At 48.1% G+C, this 21,896-nt stretch carries 18 protein-coding genes; 15 read left to right on the forward strand and 3 right to left on the reverse strand.

All coding sequences use genetic code 11. The features are described from left to right. Window position 1: 1 nt before the first annotated feature. The 3 genes from jag to rpmH form a co-directional block, all read right to left on the reverse strand. The gene (jag, locus tag GQ671_RS09990; protein ID WP_160656490.1) at window positions 2-847 is read right to left on the reverse strand and encodes an RNA-binding cell elongation regulator Jag/EloR; all 846 of its coding nucleotides are present in this window, start codon (window positions 845-847) and stop codon (window positions 2-4) included. A 16-nt stretch (window positions 848-863) separates the two neighbouring features. After that, window positions 864-1,199 carry a ribonuclease P protein component gene (gene rnpA, locus GQ671_RS09995; protein WP_160656493.1) on the reverse strand — a complete coding sequence of 112 codons (336 nt, stop codon included), beginning with the start codon at window positions 1,197-1,199 and terminating at the stop codon, window positions 864-866. A gap of 114 nt (window positions 1,200-1,313) precedes the next feature. After that, a complete protein-coding gene (gene rpmH / locus GQ671_RS10000; RefSeq protein ID WP_000240855.1) occupies window positions 1,314-1,451 on the reverse strand; it encodes a 50S ribosomal protein L34 in 138 nt (45 codons plus the stop codon). 435 nt (window positions 1,452-1,886) lie between these two features. On the opposite strand from rpmH, the gene dnaA reads away from it, so the two are divergent. The 15 genes from dnaA (at window position 1,887) to rplI (ending at window position 21,894) form a co-directional block, all read left to right on the forward strand. Further along, window positions 1,887-3,209, forward strand: coding sequence for a chromosomal replication initiator protein DnaA (dnaA, locus tag GQ671_RS10005; RefSeq protein WP_160656496.1), 1,323 nt, complete (start codon window positions 1,887-1,889; stop codon window positions 3,207-3,209). A gap of 165 nt (window positions 3,210-3,374) precedes the next feature. Next, the gene (dnaN, locus tag GQ671_RS10010; RefSeq protein WP_160656499.1) at window positions 3,375-4,508 is read left to right on the forward strand and encodes a DNA polymerase III subunit beta; all 1,134 of its coding nucleotides are present in this window, start codon (window positions 3,375-3,377) and stop codon (window positions 4,506-4,508) included. A gap of 188 nt (window positions 4,509-4,696) precedes the next feature. Next, complete coding sequence (gene yaaA, locus GQ671_RS10015; RefSeq protein WP_160656502.1) at window positions 4,697-4,912, forward strand: S4 domain-containing protein YaaA; 216 nt, start codon at window positions 4,697-4,699, stop codon at window positions 4,910-4,912. Continuing rightward, window positions 4,909-6,006: a DNA replication/repair protein RecF gene (gene recF, locus GQ671_RS10020; RefSeq protein ID WP_160656505.1), complete on the forward strand. Its 1,098-nt coding sequence runs from the start codon at window positions 4,909-4,911 to the stop codon at window positions 6,004-6,006. Before yaaA ends, recF begins: the two co-directional genes overlap by 4 nt. Before the next feature lie 14 nt (window positions 6,007-6,020). Beyond that, the gene (gene gyrB / locus GQ671_RS10025) at window positions 6,021-7,940 is read left to right on the forward strand and encodes a DNA topoisomerase (ATP-hydrolyzing) subunit B (RefSeq protein ID WP_160656508.1); all 1,920 of its coding nucleotides are present in this window, start codon (window positions 6,021-6,023) and stop codon (window positions 7,938-7,940) included. 17 nt (window positions 7,941-7,957) lie between these two features. Beyond that, window positions 7,958-10,450 (forward strand): DNA gyrase subunit A, encoded by a 2,493-nt coding sequence (gyrA, locus tag GQ671_RS10030; RefSeq protein WP_160656511.1) that lies wholly within the window; start codon window positions 7,958-7,960, stop codon window positions 10,448-10,450. 156 nt (window positions 10,451-10,606) lie between these two features. Beyond that, complete coding sequence (hutP, locus tag GQ671_RS10035; protein ID WP_160656514.1) at window positions 10,607-11,050, forward strand: hut operon transcriptional regulator HutP; 444 nt, start codon at window positions 10,607-10,609, stop codon at window positions 11,048-11,050. 102 nt (window positions 11,051-11,152) lie between these two features. Next, window positions 11,153-12,673, forward strand: a complete 1,521-nt coding sequence (hutH, locus tag GQ671_RS10040; RefSeq protein WP_160656517.1) for a histidine ammonia-lyase — start codon at window positions 11,153-11,155, stop codon at window positions 12,671-12,673. A gap of 29 nt (window positions 12,674-12,702) precedes the next feature. Next, a complete protein-coding gene (locus tag GQ671_RS10045; protein WP_160656519.1) occupies window positions 12,703-14,019 on the forward strand; it encodes a YjiH family protein in 1,317 nt (438 codons plus the stop codon). Window positions 14,020-14,031: 12 nt separating this feature from the next. Further along, entirely contained in the window at window positions 14,032-15,690 is a 1,659-nt protein-coding gene (gene hutU, locus GQ671_RS10050) for a urocanate hydratase (protein ID WP_160656522.1), read from the forward strand. Continuing rightward, window positions 15,690-16,928: an imidazolonepropionase gene (gene hutI, locus GQ671_RS10055; RefSeq protein ID WP_160656524.1), complete on the forward strand. Its 1,239-nt coding sequence runs from the start codon at window positions 15,690-15,692 to the stop codon at window positions 16,926-16,928. Before hutU ends, hutI begins: the two co-directional genes overlap by 1 nt. A gap of 283 nt (window positions 16,929-17,211) precedes the next feature. Then, complete coding sequence (gene serS, locus GQ671_RS10060) at window positions 17,212-18,489, forward strand: serine--tRNA ligase (protein WP_160656527.1); 1,278 nt, start codon at window positions 17,212-17,214, stop codon at window positions 18,487-18,489. Window positions 18,490-18,551: 62 nt separating this feature from the next. Further along, entirely contained in the window at window positions 18,552-19,469 is a 918-nt protein-coding gene (locus GQ671_RS10065) for a DUF2232 domain-containing protein (protein ID WP_246153239.1), read from the forward strand. 5 nt (window positions 19,470-19,474) lie between these two features. Next, window positions 19,475-21,451: a DHH family phosphoesterase gene (locus GQ671_RS10070; protein WP_160656530.1), complete on the forward strand. Its 1,977-nt coding sequence runs from the start codon at window positions 19,475-19,477 to the stop codon at window positions 21,449-21,451. Next, window positions 21,448-21,894 (forward strand): 50S ribosomal protein L9, encoded by a 447-nt coding sequence (gene rplI / locus GQ671_RS10075; RefSeq protein ID WP_160656533.1) that lies wholly within the window; start codon window positions 21,448-21,450, stop codon window positions 21,892-21,894. Before GQ671_RS10070 ends, rplI begins: the two co-directional genes overlap by 4 nt. Window positions 21,895-21,896: the final 2 nt, after the last annotated feature.

The following is a 21,896-nucleotide window of genomic DNA, read 5'->3' on the forward strand; positions in this document are numbered from 1 at the left end:
TTTACTTCTTTTCTATTACGATATAGCGGTTCGGTTCCGATCCCTCGGAATGGGTCTGGATACCTTCGATTCTGCTCAATGCATGGTGCATGATCTTTCGTTCCGCTGAAGGCATCGGATCGAGACGCACCGCCCCATTCGTCCGCTGTGCTTTTCTGGCCATGTTGACTGCCAGATGCTCAAGCGTCTCACGACGCTTTTCCCGATAGTTCTCGACATCCAGCAAGATCGAACCATAGCTCTTGTAGATTGAATTGAAAAACTGCTGCCCTACTTCCTGCAAAGCATTGAGTGTCGCTCCGCGCTTGCCGATCAGCTTGGCTGCCAGGGGTGAGGACAGTTCGATGTGGACTTCATTCTGCCTGATCTTCACTTCACTGCTTCTTTGGATATTCATGTCCCGAATGATCCGGTCGATATAGCGTCTTGTTTCCTCTGCCGCGTCCTCGATGGACATCTCGGTTCCTGCCGTCTCGACCGGTTCCTCTTCCTGGACCACAGTATCTTCCTGTTCCTTTATATCTGAAGGAGCCGGTTCTGTTTCTTCCATAGTACTATGCTGTGCTGGGGTTCGTTCCTGCACTTCATTTTCAAGTGGTTTTTCGGACCTGACTATTTTTGTCTTCTGTGCATCTCTTGCGGCCAGCGCATCGATCGAGTCATAAAGCTTCAGTTCGGGATTGATGACAGTCAGTCTGACTGCCGCGTCCTTTTTACCGAAACCGAGCAGTCCTTTCCTGCCCTCTTCCTCAACGTCGATTTTGACATCCGCTTCTGATACTTTCAGTTCTTCCAGCCCTTTTGCGATTGCACGATCTACAGTTTCATCCCTGTAAACTCTGTCCATGACGGCGCCTCCCGTGTCATTTTATGCATTTTGCGATTTTCAGCACATGTAGTAATGATTTCTCCATCTGATGGTAATCCATGCTGCTGACCGGCTGTCTGGCGATGACCACATATTCCCTTGGCTTGAGCCTGTCCTGGTGATGCTGAAAGAAAACACGTATCCGTCTCTTGATCTTGTTGCGTTTTACAGCATTGCCAAGACGCTTCGACACACTGATGCCAAGGCGCATATGATCGGTCTTCGGATGATCAGCCAGATAGACGACGAACTGCCTGTTTGCGTAGGATTTTCCTTTTTTGAAGACAAGTTGGAAATCACGTTCTTTTTTTATTCTGAATCTCTTTTTCATCGCTATTACGCTCTCTCACATATGATATTTCATTATACAAAATTACACGATATTTATAAAACAGCATGCCTGTATGCACAAAAAAAGATCACCTATATCAGATGATCTTGGGGATTAGGCTGAAAGTACTTTTCTACCTTTTCTTCTACGACGGGCCAATACTTTGCGTCCGTTCTTTGTGCTCATTCTTTTACGAAAACCGTGCACTTTGCTGTGCTTACGTTTATTTGGCTGGTAAGTACGTTTTACCATATTAAATACACCTCCATGATACCTATTGCCTGTGTGTAGCTTTTAGAATTGTAACTATTAAAGAATAACAGATGAGCCAACAGATTTCAATACATTTTTCACCGGGAATTTAAAGATCCGTTTTGTGGATAACCCACAATGTGGATAAATAATGTGTGGATAACTCTTCTCCACAGCTTATTGCATTACTTATCCCCAGTTCCACACACGTTGATAGATGTCATGTGGATAACTCCCTGAAATGTTTATATCTTTACAAAGATGTTGATATCACTCACTTTTTTCGTTATACTTCTGAGTATGAATTTGTGGGAAAACCGTCCTGATGACTAGATTTGTCCACAGATTGTGAGTAACCTGTGGACAGTTGTTCAGCACTGTGGAAATTATTATCCACACACTGTGATTATGTGAATAGGAAAAGAGGACAATCGTATGAGTAGTATTAAGGAAATCTGGGAGAATACACTGAAGGGAATCAAAGAAACCATCGCCAATGCCAGTTATAAGACATGGTTCCAGGATACTTCAATGATTCATCTGGACAATGACACGGCTGTCATCAAAGCAGATACCCAGTTTCAAAGAGATTGGCTTGAGAAGAACTATAGCGGACTGATTCAGGAGCAGCTTTATGAAGTCATGGGGGAAAAACCTGAAATCAGGATTGTCACAGAAGAAGAGGCAGTACCGGCAAAGGCACCCGAGAAAACAAAATCGGAACCTGAAGTTCCAGTAAACAGCCAGCTGAATGTGAACAATACATTTGAAACATTTGTCATAGGCAATGGGAACCGCTTCAGTCATGCCGCATCCCTCGCTGTGGCCGAAGCACCGGCAAAGGCCTATAATCCTCTCTTCATCTATGGTGGCGTCGGCTTAGGCAAAACCCATCTGATGCATGCAATTGGACATTATGTATTGGAACACCGTCCAAATGCCAAAGTGGCCTATCTTTCCAGTGAAAAGTTTACAAATGAATTCATCAATTCAATCCGTGACAATAAAACAGAGGAATTCAGGAACCGCTATCGTAATGTCGACGTGCTGTTGATTGATGATATCCAGTTTCTTGCCGGAAAGGAATCGACACAGGAGGAATTCTTCCATACCTTCAACGCGCTTCACGAAGACAATAAGCAGATTGTCATTTCAAGCGACCGTACGCCGAAGGAGATTCCAACACTTGAAGACAGGCTGCGCTCCCGATTCGAATGGGGCCTGATCACTGATATTACACCTCCTGATCTTGAAACGCGTATTGCGATTCTCAGAAAAAAATGTGAAGAAGAGAAAGTTGAAATTCCAAACGAAGCGATGATCTATATCGCCAACCATATCCATACGAACATCCGTGAGCTGGAAGGTGCATTGACACGGGTTGCAGCGTACTCGAAACTGGTCAACCAGCCACTGACACCAGAAATGGTTTCGGAAGCACTGAAGGACCTCGTCACCCAGACCAAATCCAAGAAGATTACGATTACGGACATACAAGAAGCAGTCGCCTCTTTCTATGACGTACAGATCGAGTCGTTTGCATCCAAAAAACGGACAAAATCCATCGCTTTCCCGCGTCAGATTGCGATGTATCTCGCACGTGAACTTACAGATTACTCCCTACCGAAAATCGGGGAAGTTTTTGGCGGCCGGGACCACTCGACCGTCATCCATGCTCATGAAAAAATCTCAAAAATGATTACCGAAGACGAACGCTTCAAACAGGAGCTTGAGGAAGTTGAAAACCGGATCAGTTAGAGATGTGAATGATGTGGATAGATGTTACACTGTAACAAACAGCTTACCCACATGTGGATAACCCATGTAATATGGCTTGATTGGACTTATCCACAAATCCACAGGGCTTACTACTATTATTACTTTAAATACTACTTAATATATATAATAAGGAGTCGCTAACTTATGAAAATCAGTATTAACCGTCAGTACTTCATCGAACAGCTGAATCACTGTCTTAAAGCAATTTCACCAAGAACAACTCTACCGATTCTTAATGGCATAAAACTGGAAGTAAAAGAAGATCATCTGCTTCTTACCGGCAGTGATTCTGAAATTTCAATTGAAATCACCATACCAACTGAAATTAATAATGAAGAAATACTCGAAATCAGTGAAACAGGTACCGTTGTACTATCCGGTCGATTCTTTGTGGATATCATCAAGAAGCTTTCCGGCAACTTTGTACAGCTTGAAACCAATGATGCATTCCAGACCAAGATCACAGCTTCCCAATCGGAATTCAATCTGAGCGGCAATGATCCTGACCAGTATCCACTGCTGCCTGAAGTAAATGATGAGGAAAGTATCATCCTGCCATCTGCAGTTCTGAAAACAATCATCAATCAGACCAATTTTGCAGTATCACTTTCAGAAACACGGCCTGTACTGACAGGTGTAAACTGGCAGTTCGATGATAAAGGCATCCAGTTCACGGCAACAGATTCCCATAGACTGGCTTTGAGAAGACTTGAAGGTGACCAGTTCGGCATGGACAGTATGCATGCAATCATCCCAGGAAAATCATTGAATGAACTCAACAAGATCATCAACGATTCCGATGATGAAGTGGAAATCCATTTTTCACAAAACCAGGTGCTGATCAGCTATGGCAACATGCGTTTCATTTCCAGATTACTTGAAGGCAACTATCCGGATACATCCCGCCTGTTCCCGGAGAACTACGAAACGAAGGTTACTGTGAACAACGGCGAATTCTATCATGCCATCGATCGCGTATCCCTATTGGCGAGAGAAGGCGGCAACAACGTCATCCGTATGAGTGTGGATGACGGCAACGTCGCCCTGTCCTCCAATTCCCCTGAAGTCGGTACGGTACATGAGGATATCAGTACCGGCAATGTTGAGGGTGAAAACCTGAAGATCTCCTTCAACTCCAGATACATGATGGATGCGCTGAAGGCGATCAATGATGACGAAGTGACAATCGAGTTCTTCGGCACCATGCGTCCATTTACATTGAAGGCGGCTGAATCGGATGCGGTCGTCCAGCTGATCCTTCCGATCCGCACATATTAGAATTTCAGTTAAAACTGCGACTGAGCCCTAGAAATTTAGAAAAAGGGGTTCTCAGTCGCTTTTTCATTTTCAGGGGGAAACCCTTATTTATACCCCAAAACGCTCCTAGGGCTTTATTTGGGCTTCCAGGATGAAATTTATTGAAAAATGTAGTATAATGTATAAGTGAGATTAAGGAGGATGAGTGCATGGAAAGTATCCGGTTCGACGAACTGATTACACTAGGAAAATTTCTGAAGCACGAAGGCATCATAGGGAGCGGCGGAGAAGCCAAGTGGTTCCTTCAGGAGAATGAAGTACTTCTGAATGGGGAGCCTGAAAACCGCAGAGGAAAGAAGCTGCATGAAGACGACGTATTGGATCTGGGAGAATTCGGCCAGTTCAGGATAGAATATTCCAAATGATTCTGAATCGAGTACATCTTGGAGATTTCAGAAATTATGGAACACTGGACCTTGAATTCCATCCAAAGCTCAATATCTTCATCGGCAGGAATGCCCAGGGCAAGACGAATCTTCTGGAGTCGATCTACTTCCTCGCCCTGGCCAAGAGCCATCGCACCTCAAAGGACAAGGAACTCATCCGGTTCGGTCAGGATGAAGCATACGTCAATGGTAATATTACGACTGCCTACAGTACCCTCCCCCTGTCCCTCAGTGTCAGCGGAAAAGGGAAGCGTGCGAAAGTCAATCATATGGAAGTATCGAAGCTGAGCCAGTATATCGGACATCTGAATGTGGTGCTGTTTGCACCGGAGGATCTTAATATCGTCAAAGGCTCTCCCCAGATCAGACGCAAATTCATCAATATGGAATGCGGACAGATTTCAAAGGTATACATCAGTATGCTGAGCGGCTACCAGAAGGTGCTTGCCCAGAAAAACAACTATTTAAAACAGAGGAATGTCGATCGGGTCATGATCGATGTATTGAATGAACAACTTGCATATTATGCAAGTTTAATTATTTTAAAGAGGCAGCAGTTCGTAGATACCATCGAGAAGTATGCCCGGAAAATCCATGGTGACATATCGAATGGCCAGGAGATCCTGTCGGTCAGATACAGGCCGAATGTCAGATACGAAGCGACAGATGTGGAGATGCTTGAACAGGAGCTGAAACTGCTGCTCGATGAGACGCTCGAACGGGAGATTGAAAGAGGCCAGGCGCTGATTGGTCCCCACAGGGATGATATTTCGTTCCACATCAATGACTATGATGTCCAGACGTACGGTTCCCAGGGACAGCAGAGAACGACGGCACTTTCTGTAAAGCTGGCGGAACTTGAACTGATCAATGAAGAGGTCGGTGAGTATCCGATACTGCTTCTGGACGATGTATTGAGCGAGCTGGATGAGACAAGGCAGTCGCATCTGCTGACCTCGATCCGCAACAGGGTGCAGACCTTTGTCACAACGACATCAATCAGTGATATCAATCACGCAATCATGGATGAAATGCAGGTATTCGGCATAGAAGAAGGCAATGTGAAAGTATAATGGAAGGTGATAATATGGCTGAAAAAAATATGGAACAGTATGGTGCAGGTCAGATTCAAGTACTGGAGGGGCTGGAAGCAGTCCGCAAACGTCCAGGGATGTATATCGGCTCCACAGCTTCAAAAGGACTGCACCACCTTGTGTGGGAAATTGTGGACAACAGCATCGATGAAGCGATGGCAGGCCACGCCGATCGCATCACTGTGACGATCGAAGAAGACAATTGGGTCAAAGTGACTGACAACGGCCGCGGAATCCCGGTGGATATCCAGGAGAAGATGGGACGTCCGGCAGTCGAAGTCATTCTGACTGTACTCCATGCCGGTGGTAAATTCGGCGGTGGCGGATATAAAGTGTCCGGTGGACTCCATGGTGTCGGTTCCTCCGTCGTCAATGCGCTGAGTGAAACACTCGAAGTCTATGTCCATCTTAACGGCAAGGTCCATCATCAGAGCTACACGAGAGGTGTACCTGATTTCGATCTCAAGGTTATCGATGATACCGATAAGACTGGTACTGTCATCCGTTTCAAGGCAGATGACGAAATATTCACCGAAACGACGTCATACGATACCGAAATACTGCAGAAACGCATCAAAGAACTCGCTTTCCTCAATAAGGGACTTGAAATCACTCTGATCGATGAACGTGGCGAAGAGGATGAATCTTTCGAGTACTATTACGAAGGCGGAATCAAATCCTATGTCGAGCAGATGAACGAGACACGTGACGTTCTGCATGAAGAAGTGATCTACATGCACAGCGAGAAGGATGATGTGGAAGTGGAGATTGCGCTGCAGTACCATAACGGCTACAATTCCACGCTGCTTTCCTACGCAAACAACATCCACACGTATGAAGGCGGGACGCATGAGGATGGCTTCAAGCGTGCATTGACGAAAGTCATCAATGCCTATGGTGTGAAAAACCGCATCATCAAGGAGAATGAAGACCGTCTGAGCGGTGAAGATGTGCGTGAAGGCATGACCGCGGTCATCTCCATCAAGCATACTGACCCTCAGTTTGAGGGTCAGACAAAGACGAAGTTCGGCAACTCGGAAGCAAGACTCATCACAGACCAGCTGTTCACTGAAGGATTCGACCGGTTCCTTCTCGAGAATCCGACGGCAGCAAGAATCATCGTCGAAAAAGGACTTACTGCCCAGCGCGCAAGAGTCGCAGCCAAAAAGGCCCGTGAGATGACGCGCAGGAAATCTGCACTTGAAATATCCAGTCTGCCAGGTAAGCTCGCCGACTGTTCAAGCAAGGATCCGGCAAAAAGTGAGCTGTTCATCGTCGAGGGGGATTCCGCAGGCGGCTCTGCCAAATCCGGACGTAATTCCACTACCCAGGCGATTCTCCCGCTCCGAGGCAAGATCCTCAACGTGGAGAAGGCAAGACTCGATAAGATCCTCAACAATAACGAGATCCGTTCGATGATCACAGCACTCGGTACAGGCATCGGCGAAGAATTCGACCTGTCCAAGGCCCGCTACCATAAGATCGTCATCATGACCGATGCCGATGTGGATGGTGCGCACATCCGTACATTGCTGCTGACATTCTTCTACCGATTCATGAAGCCGCTCCTGGAAGCGGGCTATGTGTATATCGCACAGCCACCACTCTATAAGGTCGAGCAGGGCAAGAACAAATACTATGTATTTGATGACAGAGAACTTGAAACACTCAGGAAAGAGCTTAATGAAACACCTAAAATCTCATTGTCCCGATACAAGGGTCTTGGCGAGATGAACGCAGACCAGCTGTGGGAAACAACGATGGATCCGGAATTCAGAACGCTCATGCAGGTCACACTGGATGATGCTGTGGACGCAGACCAGACATTCGAAATGCTGATGGGCGATATTGTCGAGCATAGAAGAAACTTTATAGAAGAAAACGCGTTATACGTTCAGAATCTTGACGTCTAATTAGTGGAGGTAATTGAATGAGTGATAGAACGGATAGGTTGAAAGAAGTAAATATAAGCAAAGAGATGCGGACATCCTTCCTTGACTATGCGATGAGTGTCATCGTCTCAAGGGCACTGCCGGATGTCAGGGATGGTATGAAGCCGGTACACCGCAGAATACTGTATGGCATGCACGATAATGGCATGACTTCCGACAAGCCATATAAGAAGTCTGCCAGAATTGTCGGAGACGTCATGGGTAAATACCACCCGCACGGCGACTCCTCCATCTATGATGCCATGGTCCGTATGGCACAGGATTTCAGCTATCGTAATCCGCTGATCGACGGCCAGGGGAATTTTGGTTCCATGGATGGCGACAGTGCTGCTGCAATGCGTTATACCGAAGCAAGAATGAGTAAGATCTCCATGGAAATGATGCGGGACATCAACAAGGATACCATCGATTTCCAGGACAACTACGACGGAAATGAGCGCGAACCGGTCGTACTGCCTTCAAGGTTTCCGAATCTCCTCGTCAATGGTACGAGCGGAATCGCAGTGGGCATGGCCACGAATATTCCACCGCACAATCTTATAGAAGTGATCGATGCCGTCCTCGCCTATTCGGAAGATGGGGAAATCACCCTATCTGAACTTATGGAGCATGTGAAAGGTCCTGATTTTCCGACTGCCGGCCTGATTGTCGGTAAGGGTGGCATCAGAAAAGCGTATGAAACAGGACGCGGTTCGGTCATGATGCGTTCACGCTGTGAAATCGAGATGATGAGCAACGGCAAGGAGCGCATTGTCGTCTCCGAAATTCCGTATCAGGTAAACAAGGCAAGACTGGTCGAAAAGATTGCAGAACTTGCACGTGACAAGAAGATTGAAGGCATCACCGATCTGCGCGATGAAACAAGTCTCACAGCAGGTGTGAAAATCATCATAGAGATCCGCAAGGATAAGAATGCCAATGTCATTCTCAACAATCTCTACAAGCAGACACCTCTCCAGACCTCTTTTGGAATCAACATGCTGGCACTTGTCAAAGGACAGCCCAAAATACTCGGTCTGAAAGAAGTACTGGCACACTATCTCGAGCACCAGAAGGTCATCGTTACAAGACGTACGAAATTCGATCTGAAACGCGCGGAAGACCGTGCGCATATCCTTGAAGGATTGAAGATCGCTCTTGATAACATTGATGAGATCATCGCGCTCATCCGTGGTTCCCAGAATGATGAGGCGGCGAGAACCGGCCTGATGGAACAATTCAATCTGTCCGAGCGCCAGGCACAGGCCATCCTGGATATGCGTCTCAGACGTCTGACAGGTCTTGAAAGAGGTAAGATCGAAGACGAGTACAACGAAATACTGAAGACCATCCAGTATCTCAAGGAGATTCTGGCAGATGATGAAAAACTGCTTCAGATCATCCGTGATGAACTGACTGAGATCAAAGAGAAATTTGGCGATGCACGCAGAACCGAAATTACACTCGGCAGCCTGTCCGACATCGAAGATGAAGATCTCATTCCCGAGGAGCAGATTGTTGTCACGTTGAGCCACAACAACTACATCAAACGCCTGCCATCCTCCACCTACCGTGCCCAGCATCGTGGCGGACGCGGCGTGCAGGGAATGAATACGGTCGAAGATGACTTCGTCAGCCAGATTGTGACGATGAGTACACATGACTACATCATGTTCTTTACGAATAAAGGACGGGTATACCGTCTGAAAGGCTATGAAATTCCCGAATTTTCCCGCCAGTCCAAGGGTATTCCAGTCGTCAATATGCTTGAAATCGACAAGGACGAAGTCATCGGTACGATGATCAGTGTGAAGGATGAGGATACTGAGGATAAATTCCTTGTATTCGCAACGAGGAACGGTCTCGTCAAGCGCTCTCCTCTGAGCGACTTTGAACGCATCAATAAGAACGGCAAGATCGCCATTTCATTCCGTGGCGATGATGAATTGCTGGCAGTGCGTCTGACGGATGGTTCCAAGGAAGTCATCCTCGGCACAAGAGATGCCAATCTGATCCGTTTCGAGGAAACACAGATACGGACGATGGGCCGTACTGCAGCAGGTGTGAAAGGAATCAAGCTGCGCGAAGGCGACTATGTCATCGGACTTGATGTTCTGACTGAAGGCCAGTCCATTCTTGTTGTCACCGACAATGGTTATGGAAAATGCACACCTGAAGCGGACTACCGTATTACGAATCGGGGCGGCATGGGTGTGAAAACCGCCAATCTGACAGAGCGTATCGGTGCGCTTGTCTATATTGCTGCCATCGATGGCGATGAAGATCTGATGATCGTGACAAACCATGGCGTCATCATCCGCCTGGTCATGGAGGAAGTCTCCTCCACCGGCCGTAATACCCAGGGTGTCAGACTGATCAAGATGAGTGACGATCAGCAGGTCGCGACAGTTGCGAAAGTGAAGGAAGTCATTGAAGCGGACATAGAGGATTCCGATGCAGATATGGAATCTGAGGAAGCTGAAGAAGAATAGAATGCATTTTCTGAGTCTCTCCGGTCCATGACATATCATGGACCGGTTTTTTTGATTATGAATGCAATTGCACTTACATGGTGAAAGCGCTATAATAAAAATAGTCATTAGTCAATCAGAGAAATAATCATAGATGGATTTCGGAGAGGGATGCCCATGGATTCGAATCAGCAGCAGGCATTCGGCAAATATGCTACACTGGTCGCTTTGACAGATGCCGACACGGCACTCGGGCTCATGCCTGAATACAAGTCTTTCAAAGTGGTGACAGGAAAAGTCGGGTCGATGGACCTGAAGAAGGTCATCTCTTCAGTTGAGACGGCGTCAAAACGCAACCAGCTGATCAATGGAGATATCTACCGTGAAACCCACGCACTCTATCATGCCATCATCGAAGCGGCAGAAGGTGTGACACGCGGAAAATTGAGCGTCGGGGAAGTGATGCGTACTGTCGGACTGACATTTTCAGTCGTCAGAGGACGACCGTACCCGGAGACCGCTGAAGGGGAATGGATTGCAGTATGCTTCTACGGTACCATCGGTGCCCCCATCAAAGGCAAGGAGCATGAAACACTCGGCCTTGGCATCAACCATATCTAGCTCACAATTGAATACACATGTCATAGACATCAGCCATTAGAGACACTTTACATCCCAAAGGGATGAATGTGTCTTTTTTTAATGCAAAAAGGAGGCGTAAACATGACAGTTTTAACATTGAACGGACAGGAACTGACCATTGAAAAGATGAAGGCTTTTCTGAACGATGACAGAAGCACCATCGAAATTTCAGAGGCAGCCTACGCGAATGTAAGGCAATCCAGAAAGACCGTTGAACGTATCATTGAAAATGGAAGCACCATCTACGGCATCACTACAGGGTTCGGACTGTTCAGCGATGTAAGAATTTCAGGTGACAAGACGACAGAACTGCAGGTCAACCTGATCCGCTCCCACTCGTGTGGTGTCGGCAGACCATTCGCAGAGAAGACGGTGCTGGCCATGATGGTATTGAGACTCAATACCCTGCTGAAAGGTCACTCTGGTGTAACAGTAGACCTGGTCGACCAGCTCAAGACATTCATCAACCAGCGCATCATCCCGAAAGTGCCGGAGCAGGGATCACTCGGTGCATCCGGAGACCTTGCCCCACTCGCCCATCTCGCCATCGCACTGATAGGAGAAGGAGAAGTCTTCCATGAAGGTCGCTTGTCCCCTTCCAGCGAAGTACTGGACCGGCTCGGCATCCGCCCGCTCACACTGCAGGCAAAGGAAGGGCTCGCACTGATCAACGGTACCCAGCCGATGACTGCACAGGGATTGATCAACTACATCGAAGCGGAAAAGATCATGGACGACAGCATCTGGATCTCCGCACTTACCCACCAGGCACTGAATGGCATCACAGATGCATTCAACGAGAAAGTACATCTGTCACGCGGCTATAAGGAACAGGTTGAAGTCGCAGAGAGGATGAGATACATGCTGGAAGGCTCCGAGTTGACGACACGTCAGGGCGAAATCAGGGTGCAGGATGCCTACTCACTCAGATGTATTCCACAAGTGCACGGCGCTTCGCTGCAGACGCTCGCCTATGTGAAGGAAAAGATCGAAATCGAAATGAATGCCGCCAACGACAACCCGCTGATATTCGGTGAGGAAGAAGTCATTTCAGGCGGAAACTTCCACGGCCAGCCGATAGCGATCGCCATGGACCTGCTCAAAATCGGAGTCAGTGAAGTCGCCAACATATCAGAACGTCGCATCGAACGTCTTGTCAATCCGGCCTTGAATGGTGACTTGCCAGCATTTCTGAGTCCACAGGAAGGCCTGCAGTCCGGGGCGATGATTCTACAGTATGCCGCAGCCAGCCTTGTTTCGGAAAACAAGACACTCGCCCATCCGGCAAGCGTCGATTCCATTCCGTCTTCAGCCAATCAGGAGGACCATGTTTCGATGGGCACCATTGGTGCAAGACATGCTCGCGATATCATCGACAACGTCAGAAACGTACTGGCAATCGAACTGTTCATCGCACTGACAGCAGTTGAGATCAAAGGGGAAGACAAACTATCACCGCGGACGCGAGACAAGTTCGACATCTACCGCGGTCACGTCGCATTCATCAGCCAGGACCGCAATTTCAGTAAAGACATCAAGATCCTATCGGACGAACTTAAACAGATCAAAGGGGTGGGAACTGCTTCAGAAGAGGTGAGATAAGTATTCATAAATTCCATGGGGGTGGAGATATGATAACAGAAAAGCAGATGCAGGCACAGAAAGGAAAAGGAATGTGGCGCTTTTTTCTATACAGCGCCATCGGTGTCATCATGTTTTTCATACCGGTGACGTTGTTTGAAAGCAGCTCCATACTGCTGGATCACTTTGTTACTTTAGTAAGAAATACATTTGGCGATGCCATCAAATACTACACTTTGCTGGTCATCGTACTAGGCGCAATCTATCCATTCTTTGCAAAGGAATGGAACAGAAGCTTCACTGATATCGTCATCACCATATTCAAAATTCTGGGTGTTGTCGTTGGGGTGCTGGTCGTATTCGGAATCGGACCTGCCTTCATACTGAGGGAAGATATCGGTCCGTTTCTTTTCAACTCTCTGGCAGTCAATCTGAGCATTCTGATCCCGGTGGGAGGCGCCGTACTTGGCCTGCTTGTGGGATACGGCCTGCTTGTTTTTATCGGTGTCATCATGGAACCGGTCATGCGTCCTCTTTTCAAGACACCAGGACGATCCGCAGTGGATGCGGTGGCTTCGTTCGTCGGGAGCTATTCCGTCGGTCTCCTGATTACCAACCGGGTCTACAAGGATGGCATGTATAGCAGAAAGGAAGCAATGATCATTGCGACAGGATTCTCGACGGTTTCAGCGACATTCATGATTGTCATCGGGCGGACGTTGGATCTGATGGACCATTGGAATCTGTTCTTCTGGACAACGCTCGTCATCACTTTTCTGGTTACAGCGATTTCTGTCAGGATTCCACCACTCAGAACGGAAAAGGACCATTACTATGATGGCCAGAATAATGCAAAGCAGGAAAACTTCGAAGGCGGACGTCTGAAATACGCCTGGTACAAGGCAAAGCAGCAGTCCTATGAAAGTGATCCGCTTATGAAAAATATCATCACCAACCTGAAGGATGCATTCAGAATGACGATGACTGTTGTGCCGACCATCCTATCCATCGGGCTGCTTGGGCTCATCATCGTGGAGTTCACCGATATCATCTACTGGATATCTTTCATTTTCTACCCTGTACTCTATATTTTCCCTGTACAGGATGCACCCCTGCTGGCCGAGGCAGCGACCATCTCAATCATAGAGATGTTTCTCCCTTCACTGCTTGTGGTTGATGCAGCATTGGAGACACGGTTCATTACAGCTGTCATCTCTGTTTCATGCATCATCTTCTTCTCAGCACTTGTACCATGCATTCTTGCGACTGAAATAAATATGAAAGTATGGAAAATGGTCGTGATCTGGCTGATCAGAGTAATACTTTCACTGTTGATCGTCATACCATTCACACTATTAATATTCTAAGGAGAGATAGATATGTCTAGAAAAATCACTGCAAAAAAAGGATTGGAAATCGAATGCAAGGGATGGGAGCAGGAAGCGGCATTGAGGATGCTCCATAACAATCTGGATCCTGAAGTGGCGGAGCGCCCTGAGGACCTGGTGGTCTATGGGGGTATCGGCAAGGCGGCACGCAACTGGGAATCTTTCGAAGCGATCGAGAATACGCTGCGTAATCTGGAGAAGGATGAAACAATGCTGATCCAGTCCGGCAAGCCGGTCGCGGTTTTCAGAACACATGAGGAAGCGCCGCGCGTACTCATGTCGAACTCCGTGCTCGTACCGAAATGGGCGAACTGGGATCATTTCAACGAGCTGGATAAAAAGGGCCTCATGATGTACGGTCAGATGACGGCGGGCAGCTGGATCTACATCGGTTCCCAAGGCATTGTCCAGGGCACATATGAAACATTCGCAGAACTGGCGAACCAGAACTATGATGGCAGCCTTAAAGGCACCATCACTCTGACTGCAGGTCTCGGTGGCATGGGCGGTGCCCAGCCACTTGCAGTAACGATGAATGATGGGGTCGCCATCTGTGTCGAAGTCGACCCGACAAGGATCCAGAAGCGTATTGATACACGTTATCTGGATACGCAGACCGATTCGCTGGATGAAGCACTCGAAATGGCGGAAGCAGCTAAAAATAAAGGGGAAGCACTCTCCATCGGATTACTCGGCAATGCGGCTGAAATCCATCATGAAATTCTGAAGCGCGGCTTCAAGATTGATATCGTGACCGACCAGACGTCTGCACACGATCCTTTGAATGGCTATGTCCCTATCGGGTACAGTCTTGAAGACGCGGATGCTTTAAGGGAAAAAGATCCGAAGGAATATGTCAGACTGTCCTCCGAATCCATGGCCGGCCACGTGCTAGCGATGCTCGAGTTCCAGAAAAACGGTTCAGTCGTCTTCGACTATGGCAACAACATCCGTCAGGTGGCAAAAGATGAGGGCGTGGACAATGCCTTCGACTTCCCAGGGTTTGTACCCGCCTATATCCGTCCCCTCTTCTGTGAAGGAAAGGGACCATTCCGTTTCGTTGCATTGAGTGGAGAGCCAAAGGACATCGAAGCGGCGGACAGAAAGATGCGTGAACTGTTCCCTGAAAATGAAAAGCTTCTGAGATGGCTTGATATGGCCCAGGAGAAGATTGCCTTCCAGGGACTGCCTGCAAGAATCGCATGGCTCGGCTATGGTGAGCGGGCAAAGATGGGCATGGCTCTGAATGAAATGGTCGCAAGTGGTGAAATATCCGCGCCGGTCGTCATCGGACGCGACCATCTTGATAGTGGCTCCGTTGCCAGTCCGAACCGCGAGACGGAAAGCATGAAGGATGGTAGTGATGCTGTCGGCGACTGGGCGATTCTGAATGCCCTGGTCAATACTGCTGCCGGTGGTTCCTGGATCAGTGTACACCATGGTGGAGGCGTCGGCATGGGCTACTCGCTTCACGCCGGCATGGTCGTGGTTGCGGATGGGACTGAGAACGCAGCGCGTCGTATTGAACGCGTACTGACAAGTGACCCTGGGATGGGCGTGGCAAGACATGCCGATGCAGGATATGAAATTGCGATCGACACGGCTAAAGAACGCAGCGTCAATATTCCAATGCTCAAGGAGGATCAATAATGAACGATATCATCATCAGAAATATAGATGCACTTATTCTGCCTAAGAAGAGCGACAGACCGCTTAAAGGCAAGGAAATGGATGAACTGGAGATCATCGAGGGCGCGATGATCGTCATCAAGGATGGGCAGGTCGTCTATCGGGGTCCGGAGACGGATGAATACGAAGCCTCGGAAGAAATGGACGCTCGCGGCATGATTGCCTCTCCTGCCCTCGTCGATCCGCATACCCATGTCGTCCATGGCGGCTCAAGGGAGCATGAGATGTCACTGAAGCGCCAGGGTGTGGACTATCTCACCATACTGGAACAAGGCGGCGGCATACTGAATACTGTGGAACAGACGAGAAAGGCAACCCATCAGCAACTCATGGACAAGGCATCCAAAAGCATCACACGCATGATCCAGCACGGTGTGCTTACAGTCGAAAGCAAGAGCGGCTATGGTCTCGATCGTGAAAATGAATTGAAACAGCTCAAAGTTTCCCGGGAAATATCCGAGAAATTTCCAGTTACGATGCGACATACGTTCCTCGGTCCGCATGCCATCCCGAAAGGCGCAGATGGAGATGCATTTCTGAATGAGATGATCAGTCTGCTGGATGAAGCCAAAGACTATGCTGATTTTGCCGATATCTTCTGTGAGACGGGTGTATTTACAATCGAGCAGTCCAGAAAATATATGGAAGCGGCGAATGCCCGCGGCATGCGTGTGAAGATTCATGCTGATGAAATCGATCCGCTCGGCGGACTCGAGCTTGCCATCGAGCAGAATGCCATCAGTGCCGATCATCTGGTTGCCGCAAGCGAAGCAGGCAAAAAGATGCTGCCTGACACAGATACTGTTGCCGTACTGCTTCCGGGCACGACATTCTATCTCGGCAAAGACCAGTTCGCGGATGCCCGCGGCATGATCGAGAACGGTGGCGCAGTCAGTCTCGCGACCGATTATAATCCGGGCAGCTGTGTCACGGACAATCTGCAGATGATCATGGCGATTGCGAGTCTCAAGCTGAAAATGACACCGAATGAAATATGGAATGCTGTAACTGTCAATGCAGCCCATGCCATCGATGCGGATAAAGGAACGCTTGAAGTGGGTGATCAGGCAGACCTCGTCATCTGGGATGCGCCGAATCATGAATACATCCCCTACCACTACGGTGTCAATCATGCGTATACTGTCATTGCCCAAGGTCAGGTCGTATATCAGCAGCCGGGTCTTGAACCGATCAGGTAGCCTTGCATTTTAGAGGCTTTCATTATAGAATGGGGCTAAGTTGAATATGAGTCACTTGAAGGAAACAGTAGTCTTCCCCTGTTTTTAGAGAGGTCATGGATGGTGAAAATGACCACAGTGGAATACGAATTTCCATCCTTCTATATAAGAGTGGCCGGTACCCCGTACCGTTATTTGAATGAGATGATGCTAGGTGCATCAAATTAGGGTGGCAACGCGTATACCACGTCCCTTTCCGGGGGACGTGGTATCTTTTATTTTTTATAAAGATGGAGGTAGACTTATGCTGGATATCAAGGTGATTCGCAACGATGTTGAACAGGTGAAGGCAAAGACGCAGAAACGTGGTACGGATCCTGCAATCATAGACGAGATTCTCGAGCTGGATGAATCCCGTAGACAGCTGATTCAGAAAACCGAGGAACTGAAAGGTCGACGCAACAAAGTATCCGAAGAGATTGCTCAGAAGAAGCGTAATAAGGAAAATGCGGATGATGCCATCGCGTCAATGCGAGAAGTCGGTGAAGAGATAAAAAGCATCGATTCACAGCTGAACACGATCAGAGCCGATTTCGAGGACAGGATGAGCCGTGTGCCGAACCTGATCCATGACGATACTCCCGAAGGTGCGGATGATTCTGAGAATGTTGAAATTCGCAGAACAGGTGAACCCCGCCAGTTCGACTTCAAGCCGAAAGCCCACTGGGATATTCTTGAGGACCTCGAACTTGCCGATTTTGAACGTGGTGCCAAAGTTTCCGGTGCACGGTTTGTGTATCATACCGGCGATGGTGCACGTCTTGAGCGTGCGCTGATGAACTTCATGCTTGAAGTCCATGGCAGAAACGGCTACAGGGAAATGATGACGCCGCAGATTGTCCGGGCGGAAGCGATGTACTCGACAGGCCAGCTGCCGAAATTCGAAGAGGATCTTTTCAAAATCGACGGCATGGAGATGTATACCATTCCGACATCTGAAGTTACTCTGACGAACTTCCATAAGGATGAAACACTATCCAATGAGCAGCTGCCGGTGAAATTCACTGCCCAGACGGCATGCTTCAGAAGTGAAGCCGGTTCTGCCGGCAGGGATACACGCGGCCTCATCCGCCTCCACCAGTTCAACAAGGTCGAGATGGTCCGGGTCGAGCGTCCGGAAGATTCCTGGGATGCGCTCGAAGAGATGACGACGCACGCGGAAAATATACTGAACCTGCTTGAGATTCCTCATCGTACCGTGCTGCTCTGCACCGGAGATATCGGTTTCGGGTCTTCCAAGACATACGACGTTGAAGTATGGCTGCCGAGCTATGAAGACTACAAGGAGATCAGTTCAATCTCGAACATGACCGATTTCCAGGCCCGCCGGGCGAACATCAAGTTCAAGCGTGAGCAGGATGCCAGACCGGAACTGCTGCATACATTGAACGGCAGTGGACTTGCGGTCGGCAGGACGATGGCCGCCCTGCTCGAAAACTATCAGAATGCGGATGGTTCAGTGACAATCCCGGAAGTTCTGAGACCTTATATGAGTGGTCAGGAAAAGCTTGAAGCGTTATAATAGTAATATTGGATGCTCCTATTCGTTTAGGAGCTTTATTTTATGGTTGGAGGAGTGAAAAATTGGATAAAAGAGTATCGATGCTTCAGCTGATGCTGGTGCTGCTTGTTGTATTCGTGTTCATCACACTTACCGACATCAGTCTGCTTTTCGGCGCAGTCCTGCTGCCGTTTGCCGTTTATTTTCTGGTCAACCTGAAGCATCAGTCAAACTATCATTTCTGGCTGACATTTGCCAGCTTTCTCATACCTGCTGCACTGCTTCTCTCGCCGGATGCCTGGGCCTGGTTTGTGGTATTATATATAGTGGCGACAGTGGTTCACCACACATTGAAAAAGGAAATATCCCAGGAGCTGGCACTGTTCTATGTGACTGCCACGCTGATGCTTTCATTCATCGGCATATTGAATCTGCTCCAGGGATTCGGAGTCATCCAGCCGATATCCGATGCCTACTTGGGTATCCGCAGCTGGTATATGGAGCAGCTGGAGATGTACGGCACCCTTGCCTCTGATCTGGATACCGATCTTATACGTGCTTCGATGGACCAGATCTTCATCAATCTCCCTGCGTATATTACAGTGATTGCGTTCATGCTTGCACTCTATACTGTATTAATGCAGCGTGTGCTATTCAGTTCCTCGTCTGTAAAAATGTGGAATTACCGTTCATTCAAAGATTGGGCTTTCCCACGATTTATCCTTTATTTATTTTTGACACTATTTATAGTATCATTTTTTACAACTGAAGGAACGACGGCCCAGTCTACAGTCGGCAACCTGCTGATTGTCGTGGAATGGATACTCTACATTCATGGTCTCAGCTTCAGCTATTTCTTCTTCATGGAGAAGAAGATTAATGTGGTGCTTTCCGTACTGCTGCTGATTCCATTGATCATTCTAAGACCGCTCACGCTATTGATTGGTGTATTCGAAATGATCTTCAGGATAAGGACTCTACTACAGTTGAAAAGGAAGTGATGGGAATGTATAACGTGCTGGACAGAAAAATGGTCTTCATACCTTTTGCAATTGCAGCGTTTCATATTCTGGTAATGAATATATTTGTATTGACGAACCATTTCAGAACCGGCCTGCTCTTTCTGATCGTAAGTACCATTCTCCTGACACTTCTATTCTTGTACCTCTACCGTTCCTTTGTCATCAATGAGAACCGTTTCCGGCAGATGGTGGTCGATATTGCCGGCAGTAAGCAGTACGCCATCGATGAACTGCCCATGGGGCTCATCATACTGAATGACGACGATGAGATCGAGTGGATGAACGATTATATGTGCAAGGAAATTTCAAAGGATAAACTGAACACGCCGATCAACCGGCTGTTCCCGAATATCATGACAACGCTGAAAGCTAATAACATCCATAGGACGGAATCGACCTATAATGACAAATACTTCAAGATCTATTGGGATGAAAAGCATCAGGCACTCCACCTGATCGATATTACAAGCCAGCGCAACCGTGAAACCGAGCTTGAAAATAAACAGCCTGTCATCGGCATCCTGTTTCTCGACAACTATGATGAAGTGACCCAGAACATGAGCGAGGCTTTGAAAAGCGAGCTCAACAACAGCATTACAAATACCATCAACGAATGGGCGAACCGGCACCATATCTATATCCGACGATTCTCCCAGGACCGTTTCATCATCCTGCTCAATTCCAGCAGTCTGAAAGATATCGAATCGACACGGTTCAATCTGCTGGATGAAGTGCGCGACCGCTCCCAGGAGCTCGGTGCCCAGATTACGCTGAGTGTCGGAGTCGGTGAAGGTTCGGATGACTATATAGAGGTCGGTGAACTGGCCCAGTCGAGTCTCGATCTGGCACTCGGGCGCGGTGGCGACCAGGTGGCCATCAAGGCAGTAAACGGCAACGCCAGATTTTATGGCGGCAAGACGGATCCAATGGAAAAACGAACGCGTGTCAAAGCACGTGTCATTTCCCACGCACTGAGAGATATTCTGCTTGAAGGCGACAATGTGCTCATCATGGGCCACAAAAATCCGGATATGGATGCTCTCGGATCAGCAATCGGTGTTGCCAAGATTGCTTCCATGAACGGCATTGAAGCGAACATTGTACTGAACGAGGAAGACATCGATGAAACACTTCAGCGGATGATGAAGGAGCTTAAAGCCCGGGAAGATCTGATGAAGATGTTCATTACATCCGAGGATGCGTGGGAGAAGATGAATCCGAAAACAACCGTTGTTGTCGTGGATACGCACCGTCCGAACATGGTGCTCGACGAAGTGATCCTCAACAAGGCAGCCCGCAAGGTCATCATCGACCACCATAGACGTGCCGATGACTTCATTTCAAATCCTCTCCTTGTCTATATGGAGCCGTATGCCTCCAGTGCAAGTGAACTTGTTGCAGAACTGCTCGAATATCAGAACAAGGAACAGAAGCTTTCCCGTCTGGAAGCGACCATCATGCTGACAGGCATCATCGTGGATACAAGAAACTATACGCTGCGTACCGGATCAAGAACATTCGATGCAGCCAGCTTCCTGAGAAGCAGCGGTGCCGATCCGGTGCTTGCCCAGACCTTCCTGAAGGATGATATTGATACGTATATCGCACGAAGTGATCTGATCAAATCAGCCGAAATCAAGGATAACGGCATCGCCATCGTCAAAGCGGACTCCATGATGACATACCACCCTGTAACAGTGGCCCAGGCAGCCGATCAGCTGCTGCAGATCGAGGGTGTACAGGCTTCGTTCGTCATGGCAGCACGTGAAGACGAGTCGATCGGCATTTCAGCCCGGTCGTTTGGAGAAATGAACGTACAGCTCGTAATGGAGGCCCTTGGAGGCGGTGGTCACCTGTCCAATGCAGCAACACGGGTGAGCGGCAAATCGATGGATGAGCTCTATGATGATCTGAATGAAGCAATTGAAGAAATACTTGATAACAGGAGTGAAGAGGAATGAAAGTAATTTTTCTGAATGACGTTAAAAATAAAGGCAAAAAAGGCGAAGTGAAAGAAGTCGCTACAGGTTATGCACAGAATTTCCTGCTCAAGAAAGGTCTGGCTGAAGAAGCAACGCCAGCCAATCTGAAAAGACTCGAAGAAGAGCAGAATGCTGAGGAAGCAAAGGCAGAGCAGGCATTGGAAGATGCCAAATCGATGAAAGAAGAACTTGAACAGAAGGAAGTCGAAATAAAGACGAAGTCCGGTGACGATGGTCGTCTATTCGGTTCCATCAGTTCCAAACAGGTCGTTGAAGCGTATGAGAAGCAGCATGGCATCAAGCTCGACAAAAGGAAGCTCGACATGTCCCAGCCGCTCAAGAGTCTCGGCTACCACAAGATGAGTGTCAAACTGCATCCGGAAGTATCTGCAGAAATCAAGGTGCATGTTATTGAGCAATAGTA

The organism is Salinicoccus hispanicus, from assembly GCF_009831115.1.
GTDB lineage: Bacteria > Bacillota > Bacilli > Staphylococcales > Salinicoccaceae > Salinicoccus > Salinicoccus hispanicus.

Coding starts and splice junctions, on each gene's coding strand:
- gyrB (WP_160656508.1), top strand. CDS start 6,021: ATGGCTGAAAAAAATATGGAACAGTATGGTGCAGGTCAGATTCAAGTA.
- hutP (WP_160656514.1), top strand. CDS start 10,607: ATGGATTCGAATCAGCAGCAGGCATTCGGCAAATATGCTACACTGGTC.
- GQ671_RS10045 (WP_160656519.1), top strand. CDS start 12,703: ATGATAACAGAAAAGCAGATGCAGGCACAGAAAGGAAAAGGAATGTGG.
- hutH (WP_160656517.1), top strand. CDS start 11,153: ATGACAGTTTTAACATTGAACGGACAGGAACTGACCATTGAAAAGATG.
- gyrA (WP_160656511.1), top strand. CDS start 7,958: ATGAGTGATAGAACGGATAGGTTGAAAGAAGTAAATATAAGCAAAGAG.
- rpmH (WP_000240855.1), bottom strand. CDS start 1,451: ATGGTAAAACGTACTTACCAGCCAAATAAACGTAAGCACAGCAAAGTG.
- hutU (WP_160656522.1), top strand. CDS start 14,032: ATGTCTAGAAAAATCACTGCAAAAAAAGGATTGGAAATCGAATGCAAG.
- dnaA (WP_160656496.1), top strand. CDS start 1,887: ATGAGTAGTATTAAGGAAATCTGGGAGAATACACTGAAGGGAATCAAA.
- hutI (WP_160656524.1), top strand. CDS start 15,690: ATGAACGATATCATCATCAGAAATATAGATGCACTTATTCTGCCTAAG.
- dnaN (WP_160656499.1), top strand. CDS start 3,375: ATGAAAATCAGTATTAACCGTCAGTACTTCATCGAACAGCTGAATCAC.
- rplI (WP_160656533.1), top strand. CDS start 21,448: ATGAAAGTAATTTTTCTGAATGACGTTAAAAATAAAGGCAAAAAAGGC.
- GQ671_RS10070 (WP_160656530.1), top strand. CDS start 19,475: ATGTATAACGTGCTGGACAGAAAAATGGTCTTCATACCTTTTGCAATT.
- rnpA (WP_160656493.1), bottom strand. CDS start 1,199: ATGAAAAAGAGATTCAGAATAAAAAAAGAACGTGATTTCCAACTTGTC.
- jag (WP_160656490.1), bottom strand. CDS start 847: ATGGACAGAGTTTACAGGGATGAAACTGTAGATCGTGCAATCGCAAAA.
- recF (WP_160656505.1), top strand. CDS start 4,909: ATGATTCTGAATCGAGTACATCTTGGAGATTTCAGAAATTATGGAACA.
- yaaA (WP_160656502.1), top strand. CDS start 4,697: ATGGAAAGTATCCGGTTCGACGAACTGATTACACTAGGAAAATTTCTG.
- serS (WP_160656527.1), top strand. CDS start 17,212: ATGCTGGATATCAAGGTGATTCGCAACGATGTTGAACAGGTGAAGGCA.